The sequence below is a fragment of the Bradyrhizobium sp. MI1.3 genome (assembly GCF_055811695.1).
This window is the reverse complement of the sequence record NZ_JBVVPQ010000088.1, coordinates 1-26,337: the sequence shown is the minus strand read 5'-3', so window position 1 is coordinate 26,337 and position 26,337 is coordinate 1. Positions and strand designations below refer to the sequence as shown.

28 protein-coding genes and 1 riboswitch are annotated in these 26,337 nt (G+C 64.8%); of the genes, 13 read left to right on the top strand and 15 right to left on the bottom strand.

Annotation, left to right across the window (positions count from 1 at the left end):
* Positions 1–161: 161 nt before the first annotated feature.
* Positions 162–677, top strand: a complete 516-nt coding sequence (locus AC0L3A_RS35630; RefSeq protein WP_473256115.1) for a DUF3455 domain-containing protein — start codon at positions 162–164, stop codon at positions 675–677.
* A gap of 4 nt (positions 678–681) precedes the next feature.
* On the opposite strand, the gene AC0L3A_RS35625 is transcribed toward AC0L3A_RS35630, so the two are convergent.
* Both AC0L3A_RS35625 and alaS read right to left on the bottom strand, forming a co-directional pair.
* Positions 682–1,908: a cyclic nucleotide-gated ion channel gene (locus tag AC0L3A_RS35625; RefSeq protein ID WP_354128063.1), complete on the bottom strand. Its 1,227-nt coding sequence runs from the start codon at positions 1,906–1,908 to the stop codon at positions 682–684.
* A 4-nt stretch (positions 1,909–1,912) separates the two neighbouring features.
* Positions 1,913–4,606, bottom strand: coding sequence for an alanine--tRNA ligase (gene alaS / locus AC0L3A_RS35620; protein WP_354128062.1), 2,694 nt, complete (start codon positions 4,604–4,606; stop codon positions 1,913–1,915).
* A 223-nt stretch (positions 4,607–4,829) separates the two neighbouring features.
* Positions 4,830–4,919: riboswitch (glycine riboswitch) on the top strand.
* Positions 4,920–5,061: 142 nt separating this feature from the next.
* On the opposite strand from alaS, the gene gcvT reads away from it, so the two are divergent.
* The 3 genes from gcvT (at position 5,062) to gcvP (ending at position 9,636) form a co-directional block, all read left to right on the top strand.
* Positions 5,062–6,210, top strand: coding sequence for a glycine cleavage system aminomethyltransferase GcvT (gene gcvT / locus AC0L3A_RS35615; RefSeq protein WP_007602219.1), 1,149 nt, complete (start codon positions 5,062–5,064; stop codon positions 6,208–6,210).
* An 11-nt stretch (positions 6,211–6,221) separates the two neighbouring features.
* Positions 6,222–6,590, top strand: a complete 369-nt coding sequence (gcvH, locus tag AC0L3A_RS35610) for a glycine cleavage system protein GcvH (protein WP_007602218.1) — start codon at positions 6,222–6,224, stop codon at positions 6,588–6,590.
* Between the two features lie 181 nt (positions 6,591–6,771).
* The gene (gcvP, locus tag AC0L3A_RS35605; RefSeq protein WP_007602217.1) at positions 6,772–9,636 is read left to right on the top strand and encodes an aminomethyl-transferring glycine dehydrogenase; all 2,865 of its coding nucleotides are present in this window, start codon (positions 6,772–6,774) and stop codon (positions 9,634–9,636) included.
* A 265-nt stretch (positions 9,637–9,901) separates the two neighbouring features.
* Here the strand turns inward: gcvP and AC0L3A_RS35600 are convergent, their stop codons facing one another.
* Together AC0L3A_RS35600 and recA are read right to left on the bottom strand one after the other, a co-directional pair.
* Positions 9,902–10,876, bottom strand: a complete 975-nt coding sequence (locus AC0L3A_RS35600; protein WP_354128060.1) for a hypothetical protein — start codon at positions 10,874–10,876, stop codon at positions 9,902–9,904.
* A gap of 105 nt (positions 10,877–10,981) precedes the next feature.
* Positions 10,982–12,070: a recombinase RecA gene (gene recA / locus AC0L3A_RS35595; protein WP_007602214.1), complete on the bottom strand. Its 1,089-nt coding sequence runs from the start codon at positions 12,068–12,070 to the stop codon at positions 10,982–10,984.
* A 291-nt stretch (positions 12,071–12,361) separates the two neighbouring features.
* Between recA and AC0L3A_RS35590 the strand changes: the two genes are divergently transcribed.
* Positions 12,362–12,529, top strand: a complete 168-nt coding sequence (locus AC0L3A_RS35590; protein WP_354128059.1) for a hypothetical protein — start codon at positions 12,362–12,364, stop codon at positions 12,527–12,529.
* Positions 12,530–13,230: 701 nt separating this feature from the next.
* On the opposite strand, the gene AC0L3A_RS35585 is transcribed toward AC0L3A_RS35590, so the two are convergent.
* Positions 13,231–13,488 carry a DUF2798 domain-containing protein gene (locus AC0L3A_RS35585; RefSeq protein WP_007602209.1) on the bottom strand — a complete coding sequence of 86 codons (258 nt, stop codon included), beginning with the start codon at positions 13,486–13,488 and terminating at the stop codon, positions 13,231–13,233.
* Positions 13,489–13,748: 260 nt separating this feature from the next.
* Between AC0L3A_RS35585 and AC0L3A_RS35580 the strand changes: the two genes are divergently transcribed.
* Both AC0L3A_RS35580 and AC0L3A_RS35575 read left to right on the top strand, forming a co-directional pair.
* Positions 13,749–13,937 (top strand): hypothetical protein, encoded by a 189-nt coding sequence (locus tag AC0L3A_RS35580; RefSeq protein ID WP_007602208.1) that lies wholly within the window; start codon positions 13,749–13,751, stop codon positions 13,935–13,937.
* Between the two features lie 162 nt (positions 13,938–14,099).
* Entirely contained in the window at positions 14,100–14,333 is a 234-nt protein-coding gene (locus AC0L3A_RS35575; RefSeq protein ID WP_018456379.1) for a DUF6894 family protein, read from the top strand.
* Between the two features lie 9 nt (positions 14,334–14,342).
* On the opposite strand, the gene AC0L3A_RS35570 is transcribed toward AC0L3A_RS35575, so the two are convergent.
* Both AC0L3A_RS35570 and AC0L3A_RS35565 read right to left on the bottom strand, forming a co-directional pair.
* A complete protein-coding gene (locus AC0L3A_RS35570; RefSeq protein ID WP_219685014.1) occupies positions 14,343–14,597 on the bottom strand; it encodes a hypothetical protein in 255 nt (84 codons plus the stop codon).
* Positions 14,598–14,701: 104 nt separating this feature from the next.
* Positions 14,702–15,013 carry a hypothetical protein gene (locus AC0L3A_RS35565; RefSeq protein WP_007602205.1) on the bottom strand — a complete coding sequence of 104 codons (312 nt, stop codon included), beginning with the start codon at positions 15,011–15,013 and terminating at the stop codon, positions 14,702–14,704.
* 361 nt (positions 15,014–15,374) lie between these two features.
* Here AC0L3A_RS35565 and AC0L3A_RS35560 point away from each other — a divergent pair, with 361 nt between their 5' ends.
* On the top strand, positions 15,375–15,839 hold the full coding sequence (locus AC0L3A_RS35560; protein WP_007602203.1) for a PaaI family thioesterase: 465 nt from the start codon (positions 15,375–15,377) through the stop codon (positions 15,837–15,839).
* 112 nt (positions 15,840–15,951) lie between these two features.
* On the opposite strand, the gene AC0L3A_RS35555 is transcribed toward AC0L3A_RS35560, so the two are convergent.
* From AC0L3A_RS35555 to AC0L3A_RS35545, 3 genes are all read right to left on the bottom strand, one after another.
* Complete coding sequence (locus tag AC0L3A_RS35555; RefSeq protein ID WP_007602202.1) at positions 15,952–16,245, bottom strand: HdeA/HdeB family chaperone; 294 nt, start codon at positions 16,243–16,245, stop codon at positions 15,952–15,954.
* Positions 16,246–16,469: 224 nt separating this feature from the next.
* On the bottom strand, positions 16,470–18,485 hold the full coding sequence (locus AC0L3A_RS35550) for a pyrroloquinoline quinone-dependent dehydrogenase (protein ID WP_354128058.1): 2,016 nt from the start codon (positions 18,483–18,485) through the stop codon (positions 16,470–16,472).
* A 33-nt stretch (positions 18,486–18,518) separates the two neighbouring features.
* Complete coding sequence (locus AC0L3A_RS35545; protein ID WP_007602200.1) at positions 18,519–18,752, bottom strand: hypothetical protein; 234 nt, start codon at positions 18,750–18,752, stop codon at positions 18,519–18,521.
* A gap of 229 nt (positions 18,753–18,981) precedes the next feature.
* On the opposite strand from AC0L3A_RS35545, the gene AC0L3A_RS35540 reads away from it, so the two are divergent.
* Together AC0L3A_RS35540 and AC0L3A_RS35535 are read left to right on the top strand one after the other, a co-directional pair.
* Positions 18,982–19,386 (top strand): hypothetical protein, encoded by a 405-nt coding sequence (locus AC0L3A_RS35540; protein WP_007602199.1) that lies wholly within the window; start codon positions 18,982–18,984, stop codon positions 19,384–19,386.
* Between the two features lie 110 nt (positions 19,387–19,496).
* Complete coding sequence (locus tag AC0L3A_RS35535; protein WP_035994586.1) at positions 19,497–19,829, top strand: hypothetical protein; 333 nt, start codon at positions 19,497–19,499, stop codon at positions 19,827–19,829.
* A gap of 75 nt (positions 19,830–19,904) precedes the next feature.
* On the opposite strand, the gene AC0L3A_RS35530 is transcribed toward AC0L3A_RS35535, so the two are convergent.
* The 3 genes from AC0L3A_RS35530 to AC0L3A_RS35520 are packed head-to-tail and all read right to left on the bottom strand — an operon-like array spanning position 19,905 to position 21,184.
* The gene (locus AC0L3A_RS35530; protein WP_007602197.1) at positions 19,905–20,261 is read right to left on the bottom strand and encodes a carboxymuconolactone decarboxylase family protein; all 357 of its coding nucleotides are present in this window, start codon (positions 20,259–20,261) and stop codon (positions 19,905–19,907) included.
* A 21-nt stretch (positions 20,262–20,282) separates the two neighbouring features.
* A complete protein-coding gene (locus AC0L3A_RS35525; RefSeq protein WP_354128056.1) occupies positions 20,283–20,750 on the bottom strand; it encodes a YeeE/YedE family protein in 468 nt (155 codons plus the stop codon).
* Between the two features lie 5 nt (positions 20,751–20,755).
* A complete protein-coding gene (locus tag AC0L3A_RS35520) occupies positions 20,756–21,184 on the bottom strand; it encodes a YeeE/YedE family protein (RefSeq protein WP_007602194.1) in 429 nt (142 codons plus the stop codon).
* Positions 21,185–21,272: 88 nt separating this feature from the next.
* Between AC0L3A_RS35520 and AC0L3A_RS35515 the strand changes: the two genes are divergently transcribed.
* The 3 genes from AC0L3A_RS35515 (at position 21,273) to AC0L3A_RS35505 (ending at position 24,582) form a co-directional block, all read left to right on the top strand.
* Positions 21,273–21,593 (top strand): ArsR/SmtB family transcription factor, encoded by a 321-nt coding sequence (locus AC0L3A_RS35515; RefSeq protein WP_007602193.1) that lies wholly within the window; start codon positions 21,273–21,275, stop codon positions 21,591–21,593.
* A gap of 34 nt (positions 21,594–21,627) precedes the next feature.
* Positions 21,628–23,067 (top strand): cytochrome c oxidase accessory protein CcoG, encoded by a 1,440-nt coding sequence (ccoG, locus tag AC0L3A_RS35510; RefSeq protein WP_473256114.1) that lies wholly within the window; start codon positions 21,628–21,630, stop codon positions 23,065–23,067.
* A gap of 351 nt (positions 23,068–23,418) precedes the next feature.
* Positions 23,419–24,582, top strand: coding sequence for a GNAT family N-acetyltransferase (locus AC0L3A_RS35505; protein ID WP_354128053.1), 1,164 nt, complete (start codon positions 23,419–23,421; stop codon positions 24,580–24,582).
* 8 nt (positions 24,583–24,590) lie between these two features.
* On the opposite strand, the gene AC0L3A_RS35500 is transcribed toward AC0L3A_RS35505, so the two are convergent.
* The gene (locus AC0L3A_RS35500; protein WP_354128052.1) at positions 24,591–25,256 is read right to left on the bottom strand and encodes a DsbA family oxidoreductase; all 666 of its coding nucleotides are present in this window, start codon (positions 25,254–25,256) and stop codon (positions 24,591–24,593) included.
* 67 nt (positions 25,257–25,323) lie between these two features.
* Positions 25,324–26,145, bottom strand: a complete 822-nt coding sequence (locus AC0L3A_RS35495) for a helix-turn-helix domain-containing protein (protein WP_219685023.1) — start codon at positions 26,143–26,145, stop codon at positions 25,324–25,326.
* Between the last annotated feature and the right edge of the window lie 192 nt (positions 26,146–26,337).

Here is a 26,337-nt window from a genome sequence, read left to right as displayed (position 1 = left end):
ACGTCGCTGCCGTTTCGTCATCTGACACCTCTTGCTGTCTAAGCTATAGGTGTCCACCGATTTAGGGGAGGCTCAATCCAGACTGTCTCTGCGGAGAGATACTGGATTGCTTCGTCGCAAGAGCTCCTCGCAATGACGAGACTTTTGCCTGAGGAAGCACCATGACGACACTCAAGAGTCTTGCGTTTGCAGTTCTCGTGCTGACCAGCACGCCCGCATTCGCCGCCGACCCGCTCCCCGACGCTATCGCCGCGCCCGGCGAGACAGTCGTGCTCAGCGTCCACGCCGAGGGCGCGCAGGTCTACGAGTGCAAGGCCGGCACCGACGGCAAGCTCGCCTGGGCCTTCCGCGAGCCGATCGCGACGCTGCTGTCCGAGGGCAAGACGGTTGGCCGGCACTATGCCGGGCCGAACTGGGAGCACGCCGACGGCAGCGCCGTGGTGGGCAAGATGACCGGCAGACTGGCGATCGGCAACGCGTCGGGCAAGACCACGGACATCCCGTGGCTCAAATTGGAGGTGACCTCCCGCCGCAGCAGCGGCATCCTCGGCGATGTCACGACGGTCCAGCGTATTCATACGCACGGCGGCTGGTTGGACGACGGCCCTTGCGAAAAAGCCGGCAACTTTCAAAGTGTGCCCTACTCGGCCGACTACGTCTTCCTGAAGAAGGGTTGAGCCCTCAGCGGTCGGTGCCTTCGCGCTCCGCCTGCGCCAGCTCCGCCACGGCAAGGTCGCCGCTGCCCTCCAGCCGCGCCTTCGCCGTGTTGTGGACGTGCGCGGCGAGCGTCGGCATGCGTTCGATCAGGGCGTGAAAGTCCTGGGCGTCGAGCACCAGCAGCCGGGTCTTGCGTGTCGCCGTCACCGTGCCGCTGCGTTTTGTCTTGTGCAGCAGCGCGATCTCGCCGAAGAAGGTGCCATCCGCGAGCCGCACCTGCTGGTTCGGCAGCGCGATCTCGACCTCGCCGGCGGTGATGAAGTACATCGACGAAGCCGCATCGCCCCGCCGCACCAATATCTCGCCCTGCTCGATGGTGCGCGCCCGCAGCAGCCGCATGATGTCGGCAATTTCGGATGCGCTGAGATGCGAGAACAGCGGCACCCGCGCCAGCATGCCCCAGGTGACCACGAAGTCGCGCCGCTTCACCTCTTCCGCAAAGGCCGTCGAGATGATCGCGACCGGCAGCGCGATCATGGCAAATCCGCTGATGATGGTGAAGACGGAGATGAACTTGCCGAGCGCCGTTACCGGCACGACGTCGCCATAGCCGACGGTGCCGAGCGTCACGATCGCCCACCACATTGCCTGCGGAATGGTGCCGAGCTTGTCGGGCTGCACGTCGCGCTCGATGGCGTAGAGCAGCGAGGCAAACGTCAGAACCGCGCCGATCAGGATGACGATGCAGCCGATCAGCGCCCGCCGCTCGGCGTGCACGGCCGCGAGCAGCGAACGCATCGCCGGCGAGTACCGCACCAGCTTGAAGAACGGCAGCACGCCGAGGGCTGCCAGCGTCGCATGCCGGCCGGTGGCGAGCACGATCGCAGCCGGCAGGAACGCGAGCAGGTCGATGATGCCGAGTGCGGAGAAGACATAGCTGAGCCGGTCGGACAGCGCGGACGCCGTGCGCTGAGTATGGCCCGCCACCGTCCACAGGCGCGCGGCATATTCCAGCGCGAACACGATCACGGAGAGGATGGAGATGACCGCGAACAGCGCGCCGAACTGCGCGTCCAGCTCCGGCACCGAGGCAAGAATCATCGCAGCGACGTCGAGCACGATGACGCCGATGACCAGCTGGATGAAGCGCGATCCGACCGAGTAGGCCAGCGGATCGTGCTCCAGCAATTCGTAGAGGCGATCCCTCAGATTGGGATCGGTGGAGCCACGTCCTCGCGGAACGGGGCGCACCTGCTTACGCGCCGGCCGATTTTTGTTCAGTCATGGCTTTTTCGATCGCCGTGAGCGCCGCGGCCGCATTCGCACCATCGGGGCCGCCGGCCTGCGCCATGTCGGGCCGCCCGCCGCCGCCCTTGCCGCCGAGCGCCTCGGAGGCGACCTTCACCAGATTGACCGCATTGAAGCGCGAGGTGAGGTCAGCGGTGACGCCGACCACGACGCCGGCCTTGCCGTCCTCGGTGACGCCGACGATGGCGACGACGCCGGAGCCGATCTGCTTCTTGCCGTCGTCGGCAAGGCTCTTGAGATCCTTCATCTCGATGCCCTCGACCGCGCGCGCCATCAGCTTGACGTCGCCGACCTCGCGCACACCGGAGACCGCGCCGTTGTTCGCAGCCGCACCGCCGCCCATCGCGAGTTTCTTGCGGGCGTCGGAGAGTTCGCGCTCGAGCTTCTTGCGCTCCTCCATCAGGGCACTGATGCGCGCCGGGACGTCGTCGATCGAGGTGCGCAGTTCGTTGGCCGCCGTCTTCGCCAGCGCCATGGTCTCGTTGGCGTGCTTGCGCGCGTAGTTGCCGGTCAGCGCCTCGATGCGGCGCACGCCGGAGGCAACCGCGCTCTCGCCGGTCAGCGTGATCAGGCCGATATCGCCGGTGCGCTTGACATGCGTGCCGCCGCACAGTTCGACCGACCAGCCGAGCGCGTTGGTGCCGCGCTCGCGCGCGGTCCGGCCCATCGAGACGACGCGAACCTCGTCGCCATATTTCTCGCCGAACAGCGCGCGTGCGCCGGCCTCGCGGGCCTCGTCCACGCCCATGACGCGGGTCGAGACTTCGTCATTCTCCAGCACCACCTCGTTGGCGATGTCCTCGACGCGCGCGAGCTCTTCCGCCGTGATCGGCTTCGGATGCACGAAGTCGAAACGCAGCCGATCCGGCGCGACCATCGAGCCGCGCTGGGCGATGTGATCGCCGAGCACCTGGCGCAGCGCCTCGTGGATGAGATGCGTGGCCGAGTGATGCGCGCGGATCGAAAAGCGCCTGCCGTGATCCACTTCGAGCTGCAGGGGGGTGCCGAGCTTCAGCTCGCCGCTCTCGACCGTGCCGACGTGAACGAAGAAATCGCCGAGCTTCTTCTGCGTATCGGTGACGCGGAATTTGATGCCGCCCTCGCCCGTCAATACGCCGGTGTCGCCGACCTGGCCGCCCGACTCCGCGTAGAACGGCGTCTGGTTCAGCACGATCGCGCCGGTGTCGCCGGCCTTGAGACTCGTGGCTTCCTTGCCGTCCTTGACCAGCGCGGTCACCACGCCTTCGGCGCTCTCGGTCTCGTAACCCAGGAATTCGGTTGCGCCGAGCTTCTCACGCAGCGGGAACCAGATCGCCTCGGAAGCCGCTTCGCCAGACCCCTTCCAGGATTCGCGCGCCTTGGCCTTCTGACGCTCCATCGCGTCGGTGAAGGAGGCCTGGTCGACGCTGATGCCGCGCGACTTCAGCGCGTCCTGCGTCAAATCGAGCGGGAAGCCATAGGTGTCGTACAGCGTGAAGGCGACGTCGCCGTCGAACATGTCGCCCTTCTTTAAGGAAGCGCTCTTCTCGTCGAGAATGGCGAGGCCGCGCGTCAGCGTCTTGCGGAAGCGGGTCTCTTCCAGCCGCAGCGTTTCCTCGATCAAATTTTCCGCGCGCATCAGATCGGGATAGGCCTGGCCCATCTCGCGCACCAGCGCCCAGACCAGGCGATGCATCAGCGGTTCTTGCGCACCGAGCAGCTGCGCATGGCGCATCGCGCGGCGCATGATCCGGCGCAGCACATAGCCGCGGCCCTCGTTCGAGGGCAGCACGCCGTCGGCGACCAGGAAGGCCGACGAACGCAGATGGTCGGCGATGACGCGGAACGAGGCCACGGTCTTCTTGTCCGGTCCGCTTCCGAGAGCCGACGCGGTCGCGTCGATCAAATGACGGAACAGGTCGGTCTCGAACACGCTGTCGACGCCCTGCATGATGCAGGCCATGCGCTCCAGCCCCATGCCGGTGTCGATCGAGGGACGCGGCAGCGGCACGCGCTCCTCCTTCGTCACCTGCTCGTACTGCATGAACACCAGATTCCAGAATTCGAGGAAGCGATCGCCGTCCTCCTCCGGCGAGCCCGGAGGCCCGCCCCAGATGTGCTCGCCGCGATCGATGAAGATCTCCGAGCACGGGCCGCACGGGCCGGTGTCGCCCATCGCCCAGAAATTGTCCGAGGTCGGGATGCGGATAATGCGATCCTCGGAGAAGCCGGCGATCTTCTTCCACAGTCCGGCCGCCTCGTCGTCGGTGTGATAGACCGTGACGAGCAGCTTGTCCTTCTTGAGCCCGTATTCCTTGGTGATCAGCTTCCAGGCCAGCTCGATCGCGCGCTCCTTGAAATAGTCGCCGAACGAGAAGTTGCCGAGCATCTCGAAGAAGGTGAGATGGCGCGCGGTGTAGCCGACATTGTCGAGGTCGTTGTGCTTGCCGCCGGCGCGCACGCATTTCTGCGAGGTGGTGGCGCGCTGATAGGGCCGCTTCTCGACGCCGGTGAAGACGTTCTTGAACTGCACCATGCCGGCATTGGTGAACATCAACGTCGGATCGTTGCGCGGCACCAATGGCGAGGACGACACGATCTCGTGGCCGTTCTCGGCAAAGAAGTTCAGAAAGGTCGACCTGATCTCGTTGACGCCGCTCATGTTCATCCAATCGGGTGTGCTTGTACCCGCCTTCCAGCCATCCAAACCGCGAGTTTAGGCTGATATCTGCGGGTCAAAGCGCTTTTAGACAAGGCCAGCTTCGCTGTCCAGAAACTGTGCAGACAGATCAAGGCGTTGCCGCAGATGCGCAATCCCGTTGGAAAGCCGCCGATGCCGCGTTGACAGGCTTGGCCGGCCTGTGGTCTTTACCTATCTGTATCGTACGGCCACGTCGGGAGAGACCGGCACCTGGTGCCGGCGCCGAAGGAGCAACCGCCCCGGAAACTCTCAGGCAAAAGGACCGCGTGGCTTTGACAGCATCTGGAAAGAGGCGCCGACCGGCTTAACCCGGATGGCGTCCGCCGACGGGATAATACTCTCAGGCACAGCGACAGATGGGGCTTCGACTGGTGTCCACGGGAAATCGTTCCCGGGGAACCGCCGAGGGCCCCCCGATGCTTGCGCGTGACGACAAAGACTCCCTGAAACGCACCCCTCTTTACGACCTGCATGTCTCGCTCGGCGGCAAGATGGTGCCGTTCGCGGGCTATGACATGCCGGTGCAATATCCGGCCGGAGTCCTGAAAGAGCACCTTCATACCCGCAACGCAGCCGGCCTGTTCGACGTCTCTCACATGGGCCAGATCGCACTCAGGCCGAGATCGGGCAAGGTCGAGGACGCCGCCCGCGCGCTGGAACGGCTGGTGCCGCAGGATATTTTGGCGATCGCGCCGGGCCGGCAGCGCTACGCCCAGTTCACCAATGCCGAGGGCGGGATTCTGGACGATCTGATGGTCGCCAATTTCGGCGATCACCTGTTCCTGGTCGTCAACGCCGCCTGCAAGGCCGAGGACGAGGCGCATCTGCGCGCGAATCTGTCCGACGCCTGCGTCATCGATTCGCTGGCCGACCGCGCGCTGATCGCGCTGCAAGGGCCGAAGGCGGAATCCGTGCTGGCGAAATTATGTGCAGAGGCGCCCGCCATGAAGTTCATGGATTCGGGCCCGCACAAGGTCGCCGGCCTCGACTGCTTCGTCTCGCGCTCCGGCTATACCGGCGAAGACGGATTCGAGATTTCGGTTCCTGCCGGCGGCGCCGAGCGGCTCGCCAGGGCCCTGCTGGACAATCCGGACGTCATGCCGATCGGGCTCGGCGCCCGTGACAGCCTGCGGCTCGAAGGCGGGCTTTGTCTTTACGGCCACGACATCGATACCGCGACCACGCCGGTCGAGGCCGCACTGGAATGGTCGGTGCAGAAGAGTCGCCGCACCGGCGGCGCGCGTGCCGGCGGCTTCCCCGGCGCGGAAAAGATTCTCGCTCATTTCGATCACGGCGCATCCCGCCGCCGTGTCGGCCTGCGCACCGAGGGCCGCGCGCCGGTGCGCGAGGGCGCGCTGCTGTTTGCGGACGCAACCTCCAGCGAGCCGATCGGAAAGGTCACCTCGGGCGGCTTCGGCCCGAGCCTGAATGCGCCGGTCGCGATGGGCTATGTGCCCACGAGCCTGAGCGCGCTCGACACAAAACTCTTCGCCGAGGTGCGCGGCCAACGCCTGGCCGTGCAAATCGCCGCCATGCCCTTCGTGAAAAACACCTACAAACGCTGAGGACTGAGAAAATGACCACGACGCTGTACACCACCGACCACGAATGGCTCGCGATCGACGGCGATGTCGCCACCGTCGGCATCACCGACTACGCGCAATCGCAGCTCGGCGACGTCGTGTTCATCGAATTGCCCAAGCTCGGCCGCACGCTGAAGAAGGCCGAACCCGCCGCCGTCGTGGAGTCCGTCAAGGCCGCATCGGACGTCTACGCGCCTGTTAGCGGTGAGGTGCTCGAGACCAACCCCGAGCTCGCGAGCGAGCCGGCGCTGGTAAACTCGGACGCGCAGGGCAAGGCGTGGTTCTTCAAGATCAAGATGGCCGACAAGAGCGAGCTCGGCGGTCTGATGGACGAAGCGGCGTACAAGGCCCACACGGCGTGAGATGATGCGAACTCTGACCTCATATTCGGTGTCATCGTCCGCGAAGGCGGACGATCCAGTACGCCGCGGCCCATCGGCCCTAGCCGAAGCGGCTGCGTTTACTGGATGCCCCGCCCCCGTGCGCAAGTGCGCACTAGGCGGGGCATGACGGCGACAAGAACATCTGAAGCGAGGACCCATGATGACCGCACACCGCAAATCCAACGGCGACACCAGCAGCTTCGTTCGCCGCCACATCGGCCCCTCCACGCGCGACGTCACCGCGATGCTCGAGGCCGTCGGCGCGAACAGCGTCGATGCGCTGATGGCGCAGACGCTTCCCGCTTCGATCCGGCAGGCCGCCCCACTCGATCTCGGCAAGCCGCTCAGCGAGACCGAGGCGATCGCGCATATGGCCGAACTCGCCGCCCAGAACCAGGTCTTCACTTCGTTGATTGGCCAGGGCTATTCCGGCACGATCTTGCCTGCGGTGATCCAGCGCAACATCTTGGAGAACCCGGCCTGGTACACGGCGTACACGCCCTACCAGCCCGAGATCAGCCAGGGCCGGCTCGAGGCGCTGCTCAACTTCCAGACCATGATCTGCGACCTCACCGGGCTCGACGTCGCGAACGCCTCGCTGCTCGACGAAGCCACCGCGGCCGCCGAAGCGATGGCGCTCGCGGAGCGGCACTCGCGGGTCGAAGCAAAGGCCTTTTTCGTCGACAAGGACGTGCATCCGCAGACACTCGCCGTGATGCGCACCCGCGCGGAGCCGCTGGGCTGGACCCTGGTCGTCGGTGATCCCCTCACCGATCTCGACAAGACGGACGTGCTTGGCGCGCTGCTGCAATACCCGGGCTCGTCAGGCGCTGTGCGCGACCTCAGGCCCGCGATCGCCAGCCTGAAGGCCAAGGGCGCGCTTGCGATCATCGCTGCCGATCTGCTGGCGCTGACAGTGCTCGCCTCGCCCGGCGAGCTCGGCGCCGACATCGCCATCGGCTCGGCGCAACGTTTTGGCGTGCCGATGGGGTATGGCGGGCCGCACGCGGCCTATATGGCGGTGCGCGATGCGCTGAAGCGTTCGCTGCCCGGCCGCATCGTCGGCCTCTCCGTGGACTCGCGCGGGATGCCTGCCTATCGCCTCGCACTGCAGACCCGTGAGCAGCACATCCGCCGCGAGAAGGCGACCTCCAACATCTGCACCGCGCAGGTGCTGCTCGCCGTGATCGCCTCGATGTATGCGGTCTATCACGGCCCCGAAGGCCTGACGCAGATCGCGCGCAATGTGCATCGCCGCACGGCGGTGCTCGCCGCGGGCCTGCGCAAGCTCGGCTTTGCGCTGCAGTCCGACAGCTTCTTCGACACGCTCAGCGTGGTTACAGGCGCGAAGCGTGCCGAGATCGTCGCGCGCGCGGCGGCCGAGAAAATCAATCTCGGTGTCGGCGACGACAGCTTGCGCATCGCGCTGGACGAGACCACCACGCCCGCGACGGTGGAAGCGGTCTGGCGCGCCTTCGGCGGCCAGCTTGCCTACGCCGAGATCGACGCGACCACGCGTGAGGCGCTGCCGGAGGCGCTCAAGCGCGCGACCTCCTTCCTCACCCACCCCGTCTTCCATGCGCATCGCTCGGAGACCGAGATGCTGCGCTACATGCGCAAGCTCAGCGATCGCGACCTCGCGCTCGACCGCGCGATGATCCCGCTCGGCTCGTGCACCATGAAGCTGAACGCGACCACCGAGATGATGCCGCTGACTTGGCCCGAGTTCGGCTCGTTGCATCCCTTCGCCCCGCGCGAGCAGGCCAAGGGCTACCACGCGCTGTTCGCGCGCCTGGAGAAGTGGCTGTGCGACATCACCGGCTATGACGCGATCTCGCTGCAGCCGAATTCGGGCGCGCAAGGCGAATATGCCGGGCTTTTGGCCATCCGCGGCTATCACGCGGCGCGTGGCGAGACGCATCGCAAGATCTGCCTGATCCCCTCCTCCGCCCACGGCACCAACCCGGCCTCGGCCGCGATGGTCGGCATGGACGTGGTGGTGGTCGCATGCGAGAAGAACGGCGACGTCGACGTCAACGATCTCCGCGCCAAGGCCGAGAAGCATTCGAACGACCTCGCCGCCGTCATGATCACCTATCCCTCGACCCATGGCGTGTTCGAGGAACATATCCGCGAGATCTGCGACATCGTGCATGGCCATGGCGGGCAGGTTTATCTCGACGGCGCCAACCTCAACGCGCAGGTCGGCCTGAGCAGGCCCGGCGATTACGGCGCCGATGTCAGCCATCTCAACCTGCACAAGACCTTCTGCATCCCGCATGGCGGCGGCGGCCCGGGCATGGGCCCGATCGGCGTCAAGGCGCACCTCGCCCCGTTCCTGCCGGGGCATCCAGCGGCGAACGGGGATGCGCCGGTCGGCCCAGTCTCGGCAGCGCCGTTCGGCTCAGCCTCGATCCTGACCATCTCCTACATCTACATCCTGATGATGGGCGGCGAAGGCCTCAAGCGCGCCACCGAGATCGCGATCCTCAACGCCAACTACGTCGCAGCAAGGCTCGATGCGCACTTCCCGGTTCTCTACAGGAACGAAAAGGGCCGCGTCGCGCATGAGTGCATCGTCGATCCCCGCGCGCTGAAGACGACCTCAGGCGTCACCGTCGACGACATCGCAAAGCGCCTGATCGACTACGGCTTCCACGCGCCGACCATGAGCTTCCCGGTGCCGGGCACGCTGATGATCGAGCCGACCGAATCGGAATCCAAGGCGGAGCTCGATCGCTTCTGCGATGCCATGATCGCGATCCGCAAGGAAATCGCCGAGGTCGAAGGCGGCCGCTTCAAGATCGAGGCCTCGCCGCTCCGTCACGCCCCGCACACCGTGCACGACATCGCTGACGACGATTGGAAGCGCGCCTACACCCGCGCCGAAGGCTGCTTCCCCGCGGGCACCTCGCGCAACGACAAATACTGGTCCCCGGTCGGGCGCGTCGACAATGTCTATGGCGACCGCAATCTGGTGTGCTCGTGCCCGCCGGTGAGCGATTACGCGGAGGCGGCGGAGTAAGACGCTGCGTAGGATGGGTAGAGCGCAGCGAAACCCATCACTGCATTCCGTTCTAAGGATGGAAAGTGCGATGGGTTTCGCTTCGCTCTACCCATCCTACAGCCTACGGCAGACGATTTTATTTATCTAAGGCCCACGGTCCCCAGACCATTCGGCGCTCGATCGCAATCACGAGGTCGGCAAAGCCCGCCCGTTGAATGGCGCCGGCGATGGACGAGTCAGTCGTGATAACGAGCCGTGTCATGCTCGCAGCCTCAAGGTTTCGTCAAACATGGCCGTAACGCCACAGCCGATCATTGGTCAGATGCGTGCCGCCCCACCAGCGGTCGATCGGATTGTGGCGACTGAAATCCTCCTGGTGGGCCAGGACAGCCTCCCCGAACTCCGTCAGTGACAGTCGGCTGCGTACATATGCGGCGTGGCGATCCCTGTGATTCTCGCGATCGATTGTCCGCAGTTCGTCGTCCAATCCGGCCACTGCGGGCCTGGGGCCGAGCGCGAGCCCGTCGAGCAACCGACCCAACTCAGTCTCTCCAAACACGAACGTGCGCCGATGCGAGCGCAGGTGAAACAACGAACCCGTGTTCGCAAACCCTCTGGCAAGCATCTCCAAGAACCGCATCTCGGTCGCACCGAGTCCGGTCGAAGGCGACGGGAGTTCTGCCAAGAGATCGAGCAAGGCCGGGCGCAGCATCAGCAATGCACTGAGATCCTGGTGAAGGAGATCGACGCACGCCTCAGGGGTCATCGCGCGGTAGGCCGACCACGCCAACCGGGCAGTCTCGAATTCCTGGGCCCTAATAGGCACGACATGAATGTGCGGCTCGGATGCAGCGAGATCCTCACCGTGTGCTGTCGTCAGCTCGGATGAGACGAGTCGAAGTCTAAGCTTTGGCACCAGCGAGGAGCAGGAGCTGAGGTGGTCCAGCAGGCAGACGAGCTGCAATTGATCCCGGGGAGCTGGATCGAACCAAAGTTCAACCACGTCATATTGCTCGCAGAAGTCCGCAAGGGACAAGTCTTTGCGGTCCTTGATGCTCTTGGGCCACCGGATGGCCCAATCAGACCAATGATCACCGGGCCCGAGATTCGCCGAACGCGCCGCGAAATAGGCTACGAGCTTCTCGGGCGAGGGCAGAGGTCCCCACTCAAAGTGAAACGAGGATGAGATGACAAGCTCCGCCAACCCCGATCGTGCGAGCTCGCTTCCGGACGAACTGGTCAAGATCAGACGCTTCATCGCGCCCCCCGAGCACGACCAAACCCAAACGAAACAGGCGCCGAAGACGTCGGCAACTCAACGTCCTCAGCGCCCGCTCCTCGCGAAAAACTTTACTGTTGAAGCTTACTCGTCGCCCGGCTCCTCGCCGTCGGCGTCACGCTCGGGGCTGCCGGCGAGAATCTGTTCGGCGATCAGGCCGGAGTTCTGGCGGATCGAGGTCTCGATCTTGGCGGTGATGTCGGGGTTGGCCTTCAGAAACGCCTTCGAATTCTCGCGACCCTGGCCAAGACGCTGGCTGTCATAGGAGAACCATGCGCCGGATTTCTCGACGATGCCGGCCTTGACGCCGAGATCGAGGATCTCGCCCATCTTGGAAACGCCCTCGCCGTACATGATGTCGAACTCGACCTGCTTGAACGGCGGCGCCAGCTTGTTCTTGACGACCTTGACGCGGGTGGTGTTGCCGACCACTTCGTCGCGCTCCTTGATCGCGCCGATGCGGCGGATGTCGAGGCGAACCGAGGCATAGAATTTCAGGGCGTTGCCGCCGGTGGTGGTTTCCGGCGAGCCGTACATCACACCGATCTTCATGCGGATCTGGTTGATGAAGATCACCATGGTATTGGACTTGTTGATGGACGCCGTCAGCTTGCGCAGCGCCTGGCTCATCAGACGAGCCTGCAGACCCGGCAGAGCATCGCCCATCTCGCCCTCGAGCTCGGCCTTCGGCACCAGGGCCGCGACCGAATCGATCACCAGCACGTCGACCGCGCCGGAGCGCACCAGCGTGTCGCAGATTTCCAGCGCCTGCTCGCCGGTGTCCGGCTGCGAGATCAGGAGCTCGTCGATATTGACACCCAGCTTGCGCGCATAGACCGGGTCGAGCGCGTGCTCGGCGTCGATGAAGGCGCAGATGCCGCCCTTCTTCTGCCCTTCCGCCACCGTGTGCAGCGCCAGCGTGGTCTTGCCCGAGGATTCCGGCCCGTAGATCTCCACGACGCGCCCCTTCGGCAGGCCCCCGATCCCGAGCGCGATATCGAGCCCCAACGAGCCCGAAGAGACCGCCTCGACATCCATCGAGCGGTCGTTCTTGCCGAGCTTCATCACCGAGCCCTTGCCGAACTGCCGCTCGATCTGGGAGAGCGCGGCGGCCAGAGCTTTACTCTTGTCCATGGAAGATCCTTCGACGATACGCAGGGCAGTGGTGGACATTGGGTCGTGCTCCTTATGGCGAGGATTCGCTAGAGGGACAAACGGCTGGCGGGGCGGCGCGGCGATAAAATCAATGTACTCTATTTGTTCTAGGTTCGCAATATGTTCTTTTGCGGATTTTGGTGCTGGCCTGACGCGCATCAAAGACGGATGCCCTGCGCGCCGTCAGAATTCCGTAATCCTGCGGCACCGAACCTTTTCGCGGTCTGCGGCCTTCTCTGGGATGGGACTCTTGCATGGGAGTCTTGCATCGGACTCTTGGACGGGACCGCAACTCTGGGGACCTCAGTCATGACGAATAACACGCATCACGATACGAACCGGCGCAATCCGCTGCTGGAGGCGGCGCGGGAGGAGATGATCAAGTTCGAGCGCAAGGAGAATGAGTTCCGCAAGAAGGATCGCGAAGAGCGTGCCGCCGAGCTCCATTTGCCGCTGGACGCGATCAAGGTTCATTAGGCCGCGAGGACGAGCGCTTAGGAGCTGACCGAGACCCGCTTGCCGACTCGGCAGGCGTCGGTGTTTGCCAGCGGCAACGCGCTGGCGACGATCCCGGAGCAGCGCCCTTTGATCTCAGGGAATCGGCACGGGAATCGGGATTCGGACGGCCATGGAGGCGAGTCCGTGCCCATATGGTATCTAAATACTACCAGTAAGCCATTGATGGCACGACGGAATTTGTGGGCGGGCTACTGTGCATGGGGTTGTTTTCGCGTTTTTGAAAGGCGCGCATGGGCCTTTCCACCCCGGAGCCGTCTCCCGGCACCCAACCCCGCCTACAGCAGAACCAGCAATCCGATGCCGATCACCAGCACTACGAAGCCAGCCGCCGTCGCGGCGGCGAATGACCGCTCTACGTTGTCCATGATGCCACCCCGTTGCCGGTGCGCCACGTTTCCCCCATGGCAGCACCGTCGCTGCGAAATCTCGCCTGCGGTTGTGTCCTGAGTTGTGCGAACGGATGTCGAAATTGGGACCGGTGCGGGGCCAGTCTGCGGCCCCCGAGCTCCGGCTTTCGCTGTCATCGCCGGGCCTTGTCAGGCTGTCGTAAGCTGAGCCGGCTAGAGTCGCCTAGCTATGGTGTTGCAGCCCAGCACCTCAGCCTCCAATAACCTTCTCCCCGCTTGGCTCTTCCAAGCGGGGTTTTTTCATGCTGATTTTCATGCCGGCCGGCCGGTTTGCGAGCCGCCCTCCTCCTGCGTCAGGCGCAGCGAGAAGGCGCGGATCGCCGGCGCTGCGAGCAGCACGATCGGCAGCATCGCCGCCCATGCGATCAGCCACGACACCAGCCAGTGCGCCAGGAAGTCCAGCGCGTTCCCTGCGGGAAGGCTGGCGATGCCCGCGGCGATCAGCGAGGTCAGTCCGGACTGGATGATTCCGAACACGAAATGAGAATAGCGGCGGGGAATGCCCGGCATGACGCGCCCATGTTGCTGACCGTCATCGGGCCAAGCAAGGCACATGCCGCCGCGTTCGGGAAGGCGCCCTGACCCATCCCAGGAACTCTGTTCTTGGCCGGAGAACCACGGAGAGGCCTCGCGCCGCCGCTGGGCGGCAGCGCGTGCGTTTGCGGGATAGCCATGCGCTATCCGGGGCTTACCGACAGATTTGGCTTTCCCTGGAATATTATGCCGCCCGGCATGTTCTCAGGGTTGGGAGTGAATCGTGGGAGAAGGCCATGAATCACAGGGGCATCGAGTTCACCGTCGCCAAGACGGCACTTCCCGGCATCTGGCAGTGGCAGTTCCGGATCGGCGAGCAGATCAAGACCGGCAGGACCGAGACCAAGATCGATCTGTTGGCGATCCGGCGGGTGCAGCTGCGCATCGATCGGGAGCTGAAGGCGATCGGGCGCAACGCGACCTGAGCGGCCGGACCGAGATCGTCGGCAGCATGGCTTGCAGGGGCGCAGCCGCGTCCATGGGGCTATTCCGTAGCCGCCCGGAATTGATCTGCCGATGGTTTGGGATTGGACTGCCCGCGAATTTGGCCGTGGGGACGGAGCCATCAGGCGCGATCGGTACGAACCATGCCGCTCTACTTCTTTCGCATCCGGAACGGCCGCTATTCCGGCTGCGCCGACCAGGCGTCGGAATTTGCCGATCGCGATTTGGCCTGGAAGGAGATGACCAGCGTCTGCGCCGACATGGCCGCCGGCATCGCCCGCAAGCTCCAGGAAAATTCCGAATGGAACATGGAGCTGCTGGACGAGGCCAAGGAGCCCGTGTTCCGGATCCGCATCACATCCGAGACCTTCGAATAGGGGCCGGCCCTAATCCGCGCTGGGCAGCCGTCGCATGGTGAATTCGATGTCGCCGCCGGGCAGCTCGCGCCAAGTCTCGACCGCGCTCATATAGCCGGCCTTGGGATAGCGGGCGAAGAAGGCCTGCGCCCTCTCCCGCGCCGCCGCGCGCGGCAGCGTGAAGGTCTCGCGCAGATAGCCGTCGCCGGCCGTCGCGCCGGGCTTGCCGCCCATCGTGCGCCGGCGCGCCATCCGCTCGGCGAGATCCCGCGGACGATCGGCCATGTTCCGCCTCCTTTAGGCAATACGCTCTCGCGCAATGTAGGAAGCAGGCCGACCGAAGAGGAGTCCCGGCCGGAGGCATCAACCGCCTCCGATCGGGCAGATGGTCAATTGGCAGACGTGCCGGACTTCTTCTTCGGCGCACCGGTCGCGGCCGACGCCTTTGGCGCCGCCGCCTGCTTCGGCGGATCGGAGCGCATGCCGCCCCAGGGATCGTTGGAAGCCTTGGAATCCGGAATCTTCTTCAGCGTTTCCTTGTAGGCCTTGTCGCGCTCGGCTTCCGCGGCCTTCTCCTCGGGGGTCTTGCCAGGCCCCTCCTGCAGCAAATTGAGATTGGGCATTTGCGCATAGACCGGTCCCGCCAGCACGGTCGGTCCCGCCAGAACAGCCAGCACCGCGGCCATACGGAAAAGCTTCATCATTGGCTCCTTGATCATCCATGCGGCGCGGGTCGCCCGCGCCTTGTCGCCCCTGTCACAACCGCAGGGGCCGCTCGGCCCGCTAGAGCCGGTCCGATTTGCACGATTTCGGCGCGTGGAGCCAGTCGTCCCAGATCGGGCCGCACTTGGTGCACCCGTTCAGCAACAGGCCGAGCCCGGCCAGACAAAACACGAGGACATACCGACGCAACATCACCCACCCCATACCCACTCCGTGGCATCATACCGGGCGAAGTCAGGCATTTTCAAGCCGACCGGGACCCGCGGCAGGCCGGGTGACTTTGCCGCGCCGGTCTGCTCGGATTGCCGAACATCCGACAATACGGAGGGAACGACAGCAATGCCATCGCAGCCAGAAGCCGAGTTCGGCATCACTGAGGCCCGACGCATCCTCGGCGAGGTCTTTGCGCCCTGGGTCCAGGATCTCAACCTGTCGGTCGAGCGCATCGAGCACCTGCCGCCGCCGGACGTGCCGGACTGGCAGCCGGCAGCGCTCCTGCGCATGCCGTTCTCGGAGCGCCTGTGCCGCAACGGCGGCGTGGTCTGCGGCCAAGCGCTGATGGCGCTCGCCGACACCGCGATGGTGATCGCGAACCTCGCCGCCAACCGCGGCTATCGACCGATGACGACGGTCGACCAGACCACGCATTTCATGCGCGCGGTCTCCTCGTCGGACGTGCTGGCCGACGCCCGCGTGGTGCGGCTCGGACGCAGCATGAGCTTTGGCCGGGTCACGCTGCTCTCGGCCACCGACAACAAGCCGGTGGCGATGGTGTCGAGCGCGTTCGCGATGCTGCCGGGGTGAGTATCAGCCGAAAAGAGGAAAGCCGCGTGAGCGCAAAGCGCACCGCGGCTCTCGATGGCGTCATGTCGAGACAGGAAGCGCGATCGCGCTTCGCGCCGTCACGCGGGAGACGTTACTTGCCGAGCACTTCGTCAGCCGCCGTGACGATGCTGACGTTCGGATTTTTTCCGCAATAGCTGCCGAACTGCTTGGCGTTCTCGACGAACACGTCGGTGTCGATGATCGCGTTCTCTTCGTCGCCCTTGTACCAGCCGTCCATCCAGGTCAGCACCATCTTGATGGTGTCGTCGCCGCTCTCCAAGAACTGCTTGCAGCTCATGGTCGCGAGATCGAGCTTGGTGGCGTGGGCGGGCATGGACGACAGCGAGAGCGCTGCGGCGAACAGAAGCGAAAACGTGGTCTTCATCAATATCTCCATCGGCGCGTAGCGCCACAAAGGAACGGCTTGGGGGAAAATCGGCGGAGTGACTTCCGGTTCGACGTCGTAAACGAAATCTGAAGCGCTGTGCAAGTAGCGCCAGGATTGAATTTAGTTCAACGTAATTGGCGCAGCGAGAGGCGCATCGGCCTCGCTTTCGTGCAGTAGTGCATATGATGTGAATGATCGTTCGCATCGCGCGCGATGCTGCGTCATGTTCGCGCGATACGACCTCGGCGCCGCCAGCGCAGGCCTGCAACCACGAGCGCGATAATCGCGAGCGCGATCGCCGATGATGCCGCAAAAAATCGCCCACCGGGACGATCGATGGTACGCGACCATAACGACGGCCCCTCGCCGGGCAGTGCCAGGCGAAACGCAACGACGCTGTCGCCGATCGAGGTGCCTGCCTCGGAGTGGCCGCCGGCGCCGATCGCGACATACTGCTCTCCCTTCCAGAAATAGGTCATCGGATTGGCGACGCCTGGCACGGGCAGCCGACCCTGCCACAGCTCACTGCCGCTGCGCGCGTCGAAGGCGCGCAAATAGGCGTCCATCGCTCCGGTGAAGACGAGCCCGCCTGCCGTGACAGCGAGCCCGTTGACGAGCGGCGCACCCCACGGCAGCGGCACGCCGAGCGGGGCGAGATCCTCGGTGGTGCCGACCGTCGAACGCCAGAGGATCTTGCCCGCCTTCAGATCGACCGCGACCATCTCGCCCCAGGGCGGCTTGTTGCAAAGAAACCCGAGCGGCGACATTGCCACCGCACGCGACATCGCAAACGGCGCACCATTCTGCTGGCCGAAATCATGACCGGGCGGAGGATCGAATCCGGCCGCCTCCGCCCGCGGAATCAGCTTGATGAGATGAACGGCCCGGCTGGTGTTGGCATAGAGGACCTGGTTGACGGGATCGAAGGCTGCGCTGCCCCAGTTGACGCCGCCGCCGGTGAAGGGAAACTCCAGCGTGCCTTGCGTTGAGGGTGGCGTGTACAGGCCCTCGTTGCGTGCCTCCGCAAACTGCGTCTCGCAAGCTGAGCGGCGCAGGCCAGGAACGAGCGAGAGCGCATCCTCAGTCGAGATTTTTTGCGACATCAGCGGTGGCACATGCGTCGGGAATGGCTGCGTGGGCGACAGCCGTTCACCTTCCGCGGCCCCCTGCGGAACGCTGCGCTCCTCGACCGGCCACACCGGCTTGCCGGTATCGCGATCGAGCACAAAGACAAAGCCCTGCTTGGTCGGCTGGATCACGACATCGCGCTGACCTTCGCCGGTGTCGATGCGCGTGAGCGTCGGTTGCGCCGGAAGATCGTAATCCCAGACGTCGTGATGCACGGTCTGGAATGCCCATACGAGTTCGCCGGTCTCAATGCGCAGCGCGACCACCGAATTGGCATGCTCGTTGTTGCCCGGCCGCTTGCCGCCCCAAAAATCCGGCGACGGCGAGGACGTCGGCAGGAATACCAGTCCGCGCGCCGCGTCGACCGACATCGGCGCCCAGACATTGGCGTGACCGGCTTCGATGCCGTCGCGCTTGAGCGGCTCGAACGTCCAGCGCGGCTGACCGCTACGCGCATCGAACGCGCGCACCACACCGCTCGGCGCGTCGACGCGGCGGTTGTCGCCGATCGCGGAGCCGACCACGACGACGCCGCGGCCGACCGCCGGCGGCGAGGTGATCTGGAATTCGCCGGGCCATTCCAGCTTCATGCCGATATCGGGCCTGACCTCACCGCCCTCCCCGAATCCGCCACAGGGGATACCCGTCTTCGCATCGAGCGCGATCAGGCGAACATCGTTCGTGCCCATGAAGATACGCGATCGACATGCGGCATCCGCAGGCGCCTCATCGTCGATCCAGTAGGTGACGCCGCGGCAGACGTAGCGGTTGGCGGGACGCTGGTTGATTGCGATCTTCGGATCGTAGCGCCATTTCTGCGCGCCCGTGCCGGGATCGAGCGCAATCACCTCGTTGAAAGGCGAGCAGAAGACCAGGCTGTCCTCGACGAACAGCGGCGTCGCCTGGAATTTGGTTCGCCGCATCACTCCGGGCGGCCGCGCCGCGAGATCGCCCGTCTGGAATTCGAAGGCCCGAACCAGGTTGCCGACATTGTCGGGCGTGATCTCTCGCAATGGCGAGAAGCGCGAGCCACCGGGATCGCCACCCCAGCTCTCCCAGGCGAGGCCTGGCCGCGCCGAAAACAAGAGGAGCGTGATGAGAGCTGCCAAATACCGGGGGCGGGTCGCCAGCGCCCGCCTCACCTATTTCGGCTTCTTGGCGGGTTCAGGCGGACGCGCCCCGCTCCAAGGGTCGTACTTCTCCTTGGATTCGGGAATGCGCTCGAGCGCGGCCTTGTAGGCCTTCTCGTCGACCTTGGGCTTGTTGTCCGCCTTCTGGCCGCCCTCGTTAGGCTGACGCCTGCCGCCGCCCATCTGCGCCTGCGCGGAGGCAACCGCCAGCGCCAGCACGGCGGCCGCTATGACCAAAATCCTCATGGGCGCAATCCCCCTCGTCTGGGGTACAAACTAGCCGGCAATTATGGAATAGCCAATGCCGCGGGGTCCAGGGCTTCAGGAAATTCTGGCTCCAGGAAATCTTGCTCCAGGAATCTTGCTCCAGGAAATCTTGGCTTCAAGAAATCCTGGCTTCAGCAAATCTTGATTGGCCGGGTCTTCGTCGGATCGCATTCGTGCCTATATTTTGGCCCGCAGGGGACCTTCACGGATGTTACGGATTATTGCTCACGCCGCGCTGCTGGCCAGCGCGCTCGCGCTCGGGGCCTGCGGCTTTGCCGACAGCCGCGCACCGGTGCCCGAGTTCATGCGCATGAAGGAGGCCGAGCAGCCGCCGCCCGAAGCGGCCCCCGACGTCAAACGCGTCGTGCGCGAGCAGATCGAATTCGTCTTCCTCAGCACGGCCTATCCGCGTGAGGTGCATGTCGCCTCACCCCATCGTGAGGTGCGGGGACCGGGCTGGACAGCTTGCGTCCGCGCCCAGCTCACCTCGGCGACCGGATCGCCGCTCGGGCCACAGACCTACATCGTGACCATATCGGGCGGAAAGGTGGTCGATCGCCGCCGCGCCGAAGCGGACGACATCTGCGGGTCGGAAAGCTACGAGCCGATCTAGGAAGCAGATCAAGCCGACATCCGATCCGGTTCCGGGAAAAACCTGTAATTTTGCCGGAACGATCATGGCCTCCCCTTCTTGTTACCGCCGAGGGCAGTTTCGAGGAGGACATGATGAGGACATTCACGATTGCATTGCTGGCTGGTGTCGGAGCCTTGGCAGCGGTGAGCGGCGCGAAGGCCGCCGACGTCTATACGACCAGCGAATACACCAGCCCCGATCTCGTCCAGCAAGTGCGGCTGGTCTGCGACGATTCCGGCAATTGCTATCGCACCCGCGGCGGCTCGCGCGTGATCGTGCGCGACTCCTATGCGACCATGCCGCGCGACCGCTACTATGAGCGCCGCACCTATCGCGACTGGGACGATGGTCCGCGCGGCGGCGTCGGTATCCGCGCGCCCGGCGTCAGTGTTGGCGTCGGTGTCGGCGGGGACCGCTGGTAATCAATGATGACATGACAGGCGGGACCGAACGAGACAACTCGTCCGGTCCCGCCCATGCGATTCGTGTCGCAGACGTCAGGCAGCAACTGTCTGCTGCTGGAACTGCTCGTAGGCCGCGATCGCATCCGCGGCATACATCAGCGACGGCCCGCCGCCCATGTAGACGGCCATGCCGAGCGTCTCCTCGACCTCCTCGCGCGTTGCACCGAGCTTGACCAGGGCTTCGGTATGGAAGCCGATGCAGCCATCGCAATGCGCGGCAACGCCGAGCGCGAGCGCAATCATTTCCTTGGTCTTCTTGTCCAGCGCGCCGTCGCGCGTGGCGGCCTGTGCAAGCGCGGAAAATCCCTTCATGGTGTCGGGAATGTCGCTGCGCAGCTTGCGCATGTTGGCGGAGATTTGGCGGGTGATCTCGGGGTAATTCTTGTCCATGACTTACTCTCTGCGTTTACTCTAGGTGTCGAACGGATCGGCCGGCGTGACGAAGCGCGTCAATGACGGGAGGTGAGCGACGAAGCGGGCGAGCGCCATGCCGGCACTCATCGCAACGACGAAGATGACGGCAGACACGGAGCCAAATCCGAGAGCGGTCAGCGCCGGCCCCGGACAGAAGCCCGCCAGTCCCCAACCCACACCGAAGATCGCGGGGCCTGCGATGATCCTGGGATCGATGTCGTTGCGCCTCGGAAGATAAAATCGTTCGGCGAAGTAGGGCCGCGCGAGCTTCAGGACACGTTTGAAGCCGGTGAAAGTCACGGCCACCGCGCCGGCCATCACGAAGGCAAGGCTCGCATCCCACGTCCCCGCCGGGATGCCGCCGACGTCGAGGAAGTTCAGGACCTTCGCCGGATTCGCCATGCCCGAGACGATCAGGCCCAGGCCGAAAATCACGCCGATCAAGAATTGAACCGGTATAGCCATCGCCATCAGTTCCAGTGCCGCATCACGAGGACCGTCGCCATGCCGGTCGCCATAAAGGTCATGGTCGCGACCAGCGAGCGCGCCGAGAGCCGCGACAGGCCGCAGACGCCGTGGCCGGAGGTGCAGCCACTGCCCCAGACCGAACCGAAGCCCGTAAGCAAGCCGCCGACAATCAAAACGACCGGATTCGCCTCGATTGTCTGCGCCGGCAGGCTTCCGGTGACGAGCAGCACGAGCACGGGCGCGGCGACGAGGCCTGCGATGAAGGCAAGCCGGCCAGGAAATTGGCGGTCCTCGTAAGGGGGAAACAGCCGCGCCGCGATGCCGCTGACGCCGGCGATCCGCCCCGTCGCCCACATCAGCAGAACGGCAGACAAGCCGATCAGCGCACCGCCAACAAGGGAGGCGATTGGCGTAAATGATGTCGAGACCATGCGACCTCCGGATCGAGCACGCCAGGCGCGGGCGGATACCTTTACTTTAGTTCTTTCGTATTTTCGAATATACTAATATATGTCGGCCATGAAACGCAAGCTCCGCAATCAAGAGTTGGTCGCGCTTGAGGAGAAGGCCGAGGAGGCTTCCCGCCTCCTCACGGCCATGGGCAATCCGAAGCGACTGCTGGTCCTCTGCAACATGCTGGACGGCGAGAAGTCGGTCGGCGAACTCGCCGACATCGCGGGCCTGTCGTCGGCCGCACTATCTCAGCATCTCGGCAAGATGCGCGCATTGAGCCTGGTCAAACCCAGAAGGGATGGTCAGACGATATACTACAGTATCGCGAGCCAGGAAGTCCGCGCGTTGCTGGAGACGCTGTACCGCCTCTTCTGCACTCCCGGATAGGCCTCTCGCTTGCGCTAGACGCGAGGAGCGCAGGATGACCGACGACACCATCATCGAGGGACCGCTCTACGAGAAGCGGAAGAAGGTCTACCCGCAATCGGTCCACGGGCCGTTCCGTCGCATCAAATGGGCGATCCTCTGCGTCACGCTCGGGACCTATTATCTGCTGCCCTTCATTCGCTGGAACCGCGGACCCGGCCTGCCGAACCAGGCTGTCCTGGTCGACTTGCCGCATCGCCGGTTCTATTTCTTCTTCATCGAACTGTGGCCGCAGGAGGTCTATTACTTCACGGGCCTGCTCATCATTGCCGCCATGGTGCTGTTCCTGATGAACGCGGTGGCCGGTCGTATCTGGTGCGGCTACATGTGCCCACAGACGTTATGGACCGATTTGTTCTATGCAGTGGAACGCTGGGTCGAGGGCGACCGGCGCGAGCGCATGCTGGGCGACAAGCGCTACTGGACCTTTGGTCACATCCGGAAGGTCGCAACCAAGCACTTTCTCTGGATCATGATCGCCTGGTGGACCGGCGGCGCCTGGGTGCTCTATTTCGCCGACGCGCCGACGCTGGTGAAGGAGCTCGCCACCGTCCAGGCGCCGTTCATCGCCTATCTCTGGATTGGCATCCTGACCGCAACGACCTACGTCTTTGCAGGTTACGCCCGCGAGCAGATGTGCATCTACATGTGTCCCTGGCCGCGCATCCAGGCGGCGCTGACCGACGAATGGGCGCTCAACGTCACGTATCGCCGCGACCGTGGCGAGCCACGCATGTCGGTGAAGAAGGCGCAGGTCGCCCGCACCCATGGCGACATCGCGGGCGACTGCATCGACTGCCACCAGTGCATCAATGTCTGCCCGACCGGCGTCGACATCCGGCACGGCATCCAGCTCGGCTGCATCCAATGCGGCCTGTGCATCGACGCCTGCGACAACGTGATGCGGGAGATCGGCCGGCCCGCCGGCCTGATCGGCTACGATACCGACATCAACATGCAGCGCCGGAGCGAGGGCAAGGCGCCGATTTACCGCATCATCCGCGCGCGCACCCTGATCTATACCGCGGCCATTGCCATCGCTGGCGGCATCATGCTCTACGCGCTCGCCACGCGTGCGACGATGGACGTCAACGTGCTACACGAGCGCAATCCACTCTTCGTTCAGCTCGCCGGTGGCGGCGTCCGCAACGACTACACCCTGCGCATCCTCAACAAGGGCGAGCAGCGGTCGTTTGCGCTCGAGGTCTCCGGCCTGCCGGGCGCGACAATTCGCGTCGCCGGCATCGAGGTTGCAGCTGACGGCAAGCCCGTCGTCGAGGTCGGGCAGGATCAGACCCGCGAGGTCCGGCTGTCGGTGCAGGTCGGCCCGACGCAGCTGCCGCAGACCTCGCGCGACATCGACATCGGGATCACCGACACTGCCGGCGGCGGACGAGCAAGCGCGCGCGACCATTTCGTGCCGGGTGACCGATAGCCAGCTGTCTCCCGCTGCATGCCAGGCCTATCGCAGCTGAAAGATGCGGCGGAAAGCTTGCTTGCGGCCATCCTTCGAGACGCCCGCCTGGGGCGGGCCCTCAGGATGAGGTCGCGGTTTGCGGCGAGATTTCAGACCCTCATGGTGAGGAGCCCGCCCAAGCGGGCGTCTCGAACCATGCAGGCCGAGGTCGTCCGGCAGCCTTCTGCCACCCTATGCAATCGCCATGCGGCGGCTCGTGGCCGCATGCTCAACGGGACGTTAATATTACCACTCGAATTGAAGCGGCGTCCCAACGGTATTTTCCAATCTTTGCGCTAAGCATGGCCTCCTGAACGGGGACGACGGGACGTGGTCGATATCGCGCACCAGGCTGCGATCAATCCGGCATCGGCAAAGCATGCCGCGGCGGCGCGCGCGCGTGTCCCGCTTACGGCGATCGAACCCAGCCAGTGGCGCGCACTCGCGCAGCGCGCGATCGAGCCGAACGGATATTACCTGCCGGGCTGGGAGCTCGCTGTCAGCGCAACCGCGCGCGGCCGCACCGATGCCTCGGCGCTTTCCGCATGCGATGGATCGCGGCTGATCGGGCTGATGCCGGTGATCTCGCTCTGGCGGGCATGGAAGATCCCCCTGCCCGCGCTGGTGAGCGCGCATCCCTATGGTACGCTGTGCAGCCCGCTGATCGACCGCGATGCCCGGATCGAGGCAGCGGCGCGCCTGTTGCAGCAGGCCCGCGCGGCCGGAGCGCATGCGCTCGTGCTGAACGATGTCGCGCTCGATGGGGCGGCAATGACCGCCCTCAACCAGGTTCTGAATCGCGACGGCCTGAAGCCGCGCCTCCTCAACTCCTACATCCGCGCCAGCCTCGACGCGACCCAGGACGGTGAGACGCTGCTTCGCGACGCGCTCGGCACCAAAAAGCTCAAGGAGCTACGCCGCCAACGCCATCGTCTCGAAGAACACGGCGCGGCCGTGTTCGACGTCGCGCGCAGCCCCGACGAGATCAGGCCGGCGCTCGAGACATTTTTGCAGCTCGAAGCTAGTGGCTGGAAGGGCAAGCGCGGAACCGCGCTGGTCCAGCATGCCGGCGATGCAACCTTCATCCGCCGCGCCGTTCCCGCGCTGGCAGAAACCGCGCAATGCGAGATCGTCACCCTTCGCGCCGGCGCGATGCCGGTGGCCGCCGGCATCGTACTGCGCCATCAGGACCGCGCCTTCTTCTTCAAGCTCGGCATCGACGAGCGCTTCGCAAGATATTCGCCGGGCGTGCAGCTTACGCTCGAGCTCACCCGCCGCCTCTGCGCCGATCCGGCCATTGCCAGCGCGGATTCCACCGCGAGCGCCGATCACCCCATGATCAACCCGATCTGGCGCGGGCGTTTCGCCGTCGGCGACGTGCTGATACCGTTGCTGCGGAACGACCCCATCGTCGCGCTCGTTCACGGAGCGCTCGCGGCGCACGGCATCGCCTACGCGGCGGCGCGCCGCGCAGTTCGCCTGCTTCGTAAATAGGATAGCTCCTACTCAGCCGCCTGGGCGTTGATCTCCGCCGAGACCTCGCGGATGGCGCGCGCGAGCATGTTGGGATCCTGCGCACCGGAGACGGCGTATTTTTGCGCGAACACGTAGGTCGGCACGCCGGAGATGCCCTTCTCGGCGGCTTCCTGCGCGTCCGCCGATACGCGCGCGACGTCCTCGTCGGTGGCGAGGCGCTTGCGCACGTCGTCGGGATCGAGGCCGACATCGGCAGCCGCCTGCACAAGCACGTTCACATCGGTGAGGTCGCCGCCGTCGCGGAAGTAGAGCTCCATCAGGCGCTGCTTCATCTCGGGCGCCTTGCCGATCGCCTCGGCCCAGAGGATCAGGCGGTGGCAGTCGGTGGTGTTGGGCTGACGCGCGACCAGCTCTGGCCGATAGACGAGCCCCTCTTCGCCCGCGGCCGCAACGACGCGTCCCGCAATGCCCTTATAGGCCTCGACCGAGCCGAACTTCTTGGTGAGATACTCCTCCCGGCTGATGCCCTCGGACGGCACCCAGGGATTGAGGAAGAAGGGACGGAAATTGAGCTTGACCGGAACGTCGGGCACCAGCGCCAGCGCGCTCTCGATCCGGTGCTTGCCGATATAGCACCAGGGGCATACCACGTCGGAGACGACGTCAATCTGGAGCGGCTTTAGGGTGCTCATGAGCGCCTCCTTCGGGCGTTGCGGGTTGTGCCCAAAGATAAGCCGAACCCATTCCGAGGCAAGGCCGCTAGCTCATGGCTGCTGCCATTTGTCGGAGCCGCTCGGCAGTGCGCTCGTCGGCCGGGAAGAAGGTTTCCAGAGCCAGCTCCGATAGCGTGATGTCGACCGGCGTACCGAACACCATGGTGGTGGAGAAGAAACTTAGTATCTCCCCGTCGTGGCGCAGCTTGAAGGGGATCGCGACATTGTCGCTCGACAGCGGCGCCGCACGCGCCGGGATCGGATAGCTCTTCAGGTCGTTGTACAGCTTGATCAGCTCGGGATCGGCGGTCGCCTCGCATTGCCGGTGCAACCGCTCCAGGAGATGCCCGCACCATTCCGCGAGATTGACCGTGCGCGGTGCCAGAGCCTCGGGATGGAAGGCAAGCCTCAGCACGTTGAAGGGCTGACCGAGCAGTCGCTGCGGAATGCCGGCGAGCAGCGGCGCCAGCATGCGGTTGGCGGAGACCAGATTCCAGTGGCGGTCATAAGCCAGCGCCGGATTGGGCTCATGCGCCCTAAGGACGAGGTCGATCGCCTGGCGGGCTGATTTCAAGGCGGGATCCTCCAGCGGGCGCTGCGGAAAGGCCGGGGCATAGCCGGCGGCGACCAGCAGCACGTTGCGTTCGCGCAAGGGCACGTCGAGGCGCTCGGCGAGTCTGAGCACCATGTCGCGAGAGGGTGCGGCACGGCCAGTCTCGACGAAGCTCAAATGCCGCGCCGAGATTTCGGCCTCGCCGGCGAGATCGAGCTGGCTCATGCGGCGGCGCTGCCGCCATTCGCGCAGATGGTCGCCGATATGGACCGGCTGGCTGCGTTCGGCCTGTGCCGTGGATGCATGTGCGGTCATGGTCGAAAACCTAGCACGCAGATTTCGGCCCTTCCATTACGTCGGAGGTAATCGAATTGGGCCTCGGGCCGGCGCATCTTGGGTCGCAACAGGAGACGACCATGATCGCACTGCTGCTCTACCGGACCGTCGCAGACCACCTTGTTCCCTGGGCCATGGCACTCGCAACCCGGATGCTGGCGCGCGGCCTCA

Bases quoted from the DNA above. Each gene is read 5' to 3' on its own strand.
- gcvH (WP_007602218.1), top strand. From the start codon at position 6,222: ATGACCACGACGCTGTACACCACCGACCACGAATGGCTCGCGATCGAC.
- AC0L3A_RS35530 (WP_007602197.1), bottom strand. From the start codon at position 20,261: ATGGACAAGAATTACCCCGAGATCACCCGCCAAATCTCCGCCAACATG.
- AC0L3A_RS35535 (WP_035994586.1), top strand. From the start codon at position 19,497: ATGATGAGGACATTCACGATTGCATTGCTGGCTGGTGTCGGAGCCTTG.
- ccoG (WP_473256114.1), top strand. From the start codon at position 21,628: ATGACCGACGACACCATCATCGAGGGACCGCTCTACGAGAAGCGGAAG.
- AC0L3A_RS35580 (WP_007602208.1), top strand. From the start codon at position 13,749: ATGAATCACAGGGGCATCGAGTTCACCGTCGCCAAGACGGCACTTCCC.
- recA (WP_007602214.1), bottom strand. From the start codon at position 12,070: ATGTCCACCACTGCCCTGCGTATCGTCGAAGGATCTTCCATGGACAAG.
- gcvT (WP_007602219.1), top strand. From the start codon at position 5,062: ATGCTTGCGCGTGACGACAAAGACTCCCTGAAACGCACCCCTCTTTAC.
- AC0L3A_RS35630 (WP_473256115.1), top strand. From the start codon at position 162: ATGACGACACTCAAGAGTCTTGCGTTTGCAGTTCTCGTGCTGACCAGC.
- AC0L3A_RS35555 (WP_007602202.1), bottom strand. From the start codon at position 16,245: ATGAAGACCACGTTTTCGCTTCTGTTCGCCGCAGCGCTCTCGCTGTCG.
- AC0L3A_RS35515 (WP_007602193.1), top strand. From the start codon at position 21,273: ATGAAACGCAAGCTCCGCAATCAAGAGTTGGTCGCGCTTGAGGAGAAG.
- AC0L3A_RS35575 (WP_018456379.1), top strand. From the start codon at position 14,100: ATGCCGCTCTACTTCTTTCGCATCCGGAACGGCCGCTATTCCGGCTGC.
- AC0L3A_RS35585 (WP_007602209.1), bottom strand. From the start codon at position 13,488: ATGCCGGGCATTCCCCGCCGCTATTCTCATTTCGTGTTCGGAATCATC.
- AC0L3A_RS35525 (WP_354128056.1), bottom strand. From the start codon at position 20,750: ATGGCTATACCGGTTCAATTCTTGATCGGCGTGATTTTCGGCCTGGGC.
- AC0L3A_RS35565 (WP_007602205.1), bottom strand. From the start codon at position 15,013: ATGAAGCTTTTCCGTATGGCCGCGGTGCTGGCTGTTCTGGCGGGACCG.
- AC0L3A_RS35520 (WP_007602194.1), bottom strand. From the start codon at position 21,184: ATGGTCTCGACATCATTTACGCCAATCGCCTCCCTTGTTGGCGGTGCG.
- AC0L3A_RS35500 (WP_354128052.1), bottom strand. From the start codon at position 25,256: ATGAGCACCCTAAAGCCGCTCCAGATTGACGTCGTCTCCGACGTGGTA.
- gcvP (WP_007602217.1), top strand. From the start codon at position 6,772: ATGACCGCACACCGCAAATCCAACGGCGACACCAGCAGCTTCGTTCGC.
- alaS (WP_354128062.1), bottom strand. From the start codon at position 4,606: ATGAGCGGCGTCAACGAGATCAGGTCGACCTTTCTGAACTTCTTTGCC.
- AC0L3A_RS35590 (WP_354128059.1), top strand. From the start codon at position 12,362: ATGACGAATAACACGCATCACGATACGAACCGGCGCAATCCGCTGCTG.
- AC0L3A_RS35545 (WP_007602200.1), bottom strand. From the start codon at position 18,752: ATGAGGATTTTGGTCATAGCGGCCGCCGTGCTGGCGCTGGCGGTTGCC.
- AC0L3A_RS35560 (WP_007602203.1), top strand. From the start codon at position 15,375: ATGCCATCGCAGCCAGAAGCCGAGTTCGGCATCACTGAGGCCCGACGC.
- AC0L3A_RS35540 (WP_007602199.1), top strand. From the start codon at position 18,982: ATGTTACGGATTATTGCTCACGCCGCGCTGCTGGCCAGCGCGCTCGCG.
- AC0L3A_RS35495 (WP_219685023.1), bottom strand. From the start codon at position 26,145: ATGACCGCACATGCATCCACGGCACAGGCCGAACGCAGCCAGCCGGTC.
- AC0L3A_RS35600 (WP_354128060.1), bottom strand. From the start codon at position 10,876: ATGAAGCGTCTGATCTTGACCAGTTCGTCCGGAAGCGAGCTCGCACGA.
- AC0L3A_RS35570 (WP_219685014.1), bottom strand. From the start codon at position 14,597: ATGGCCGATCGTCCGCGGGATCTCGCCGAGCGGATGGCGCGCCGGCGC.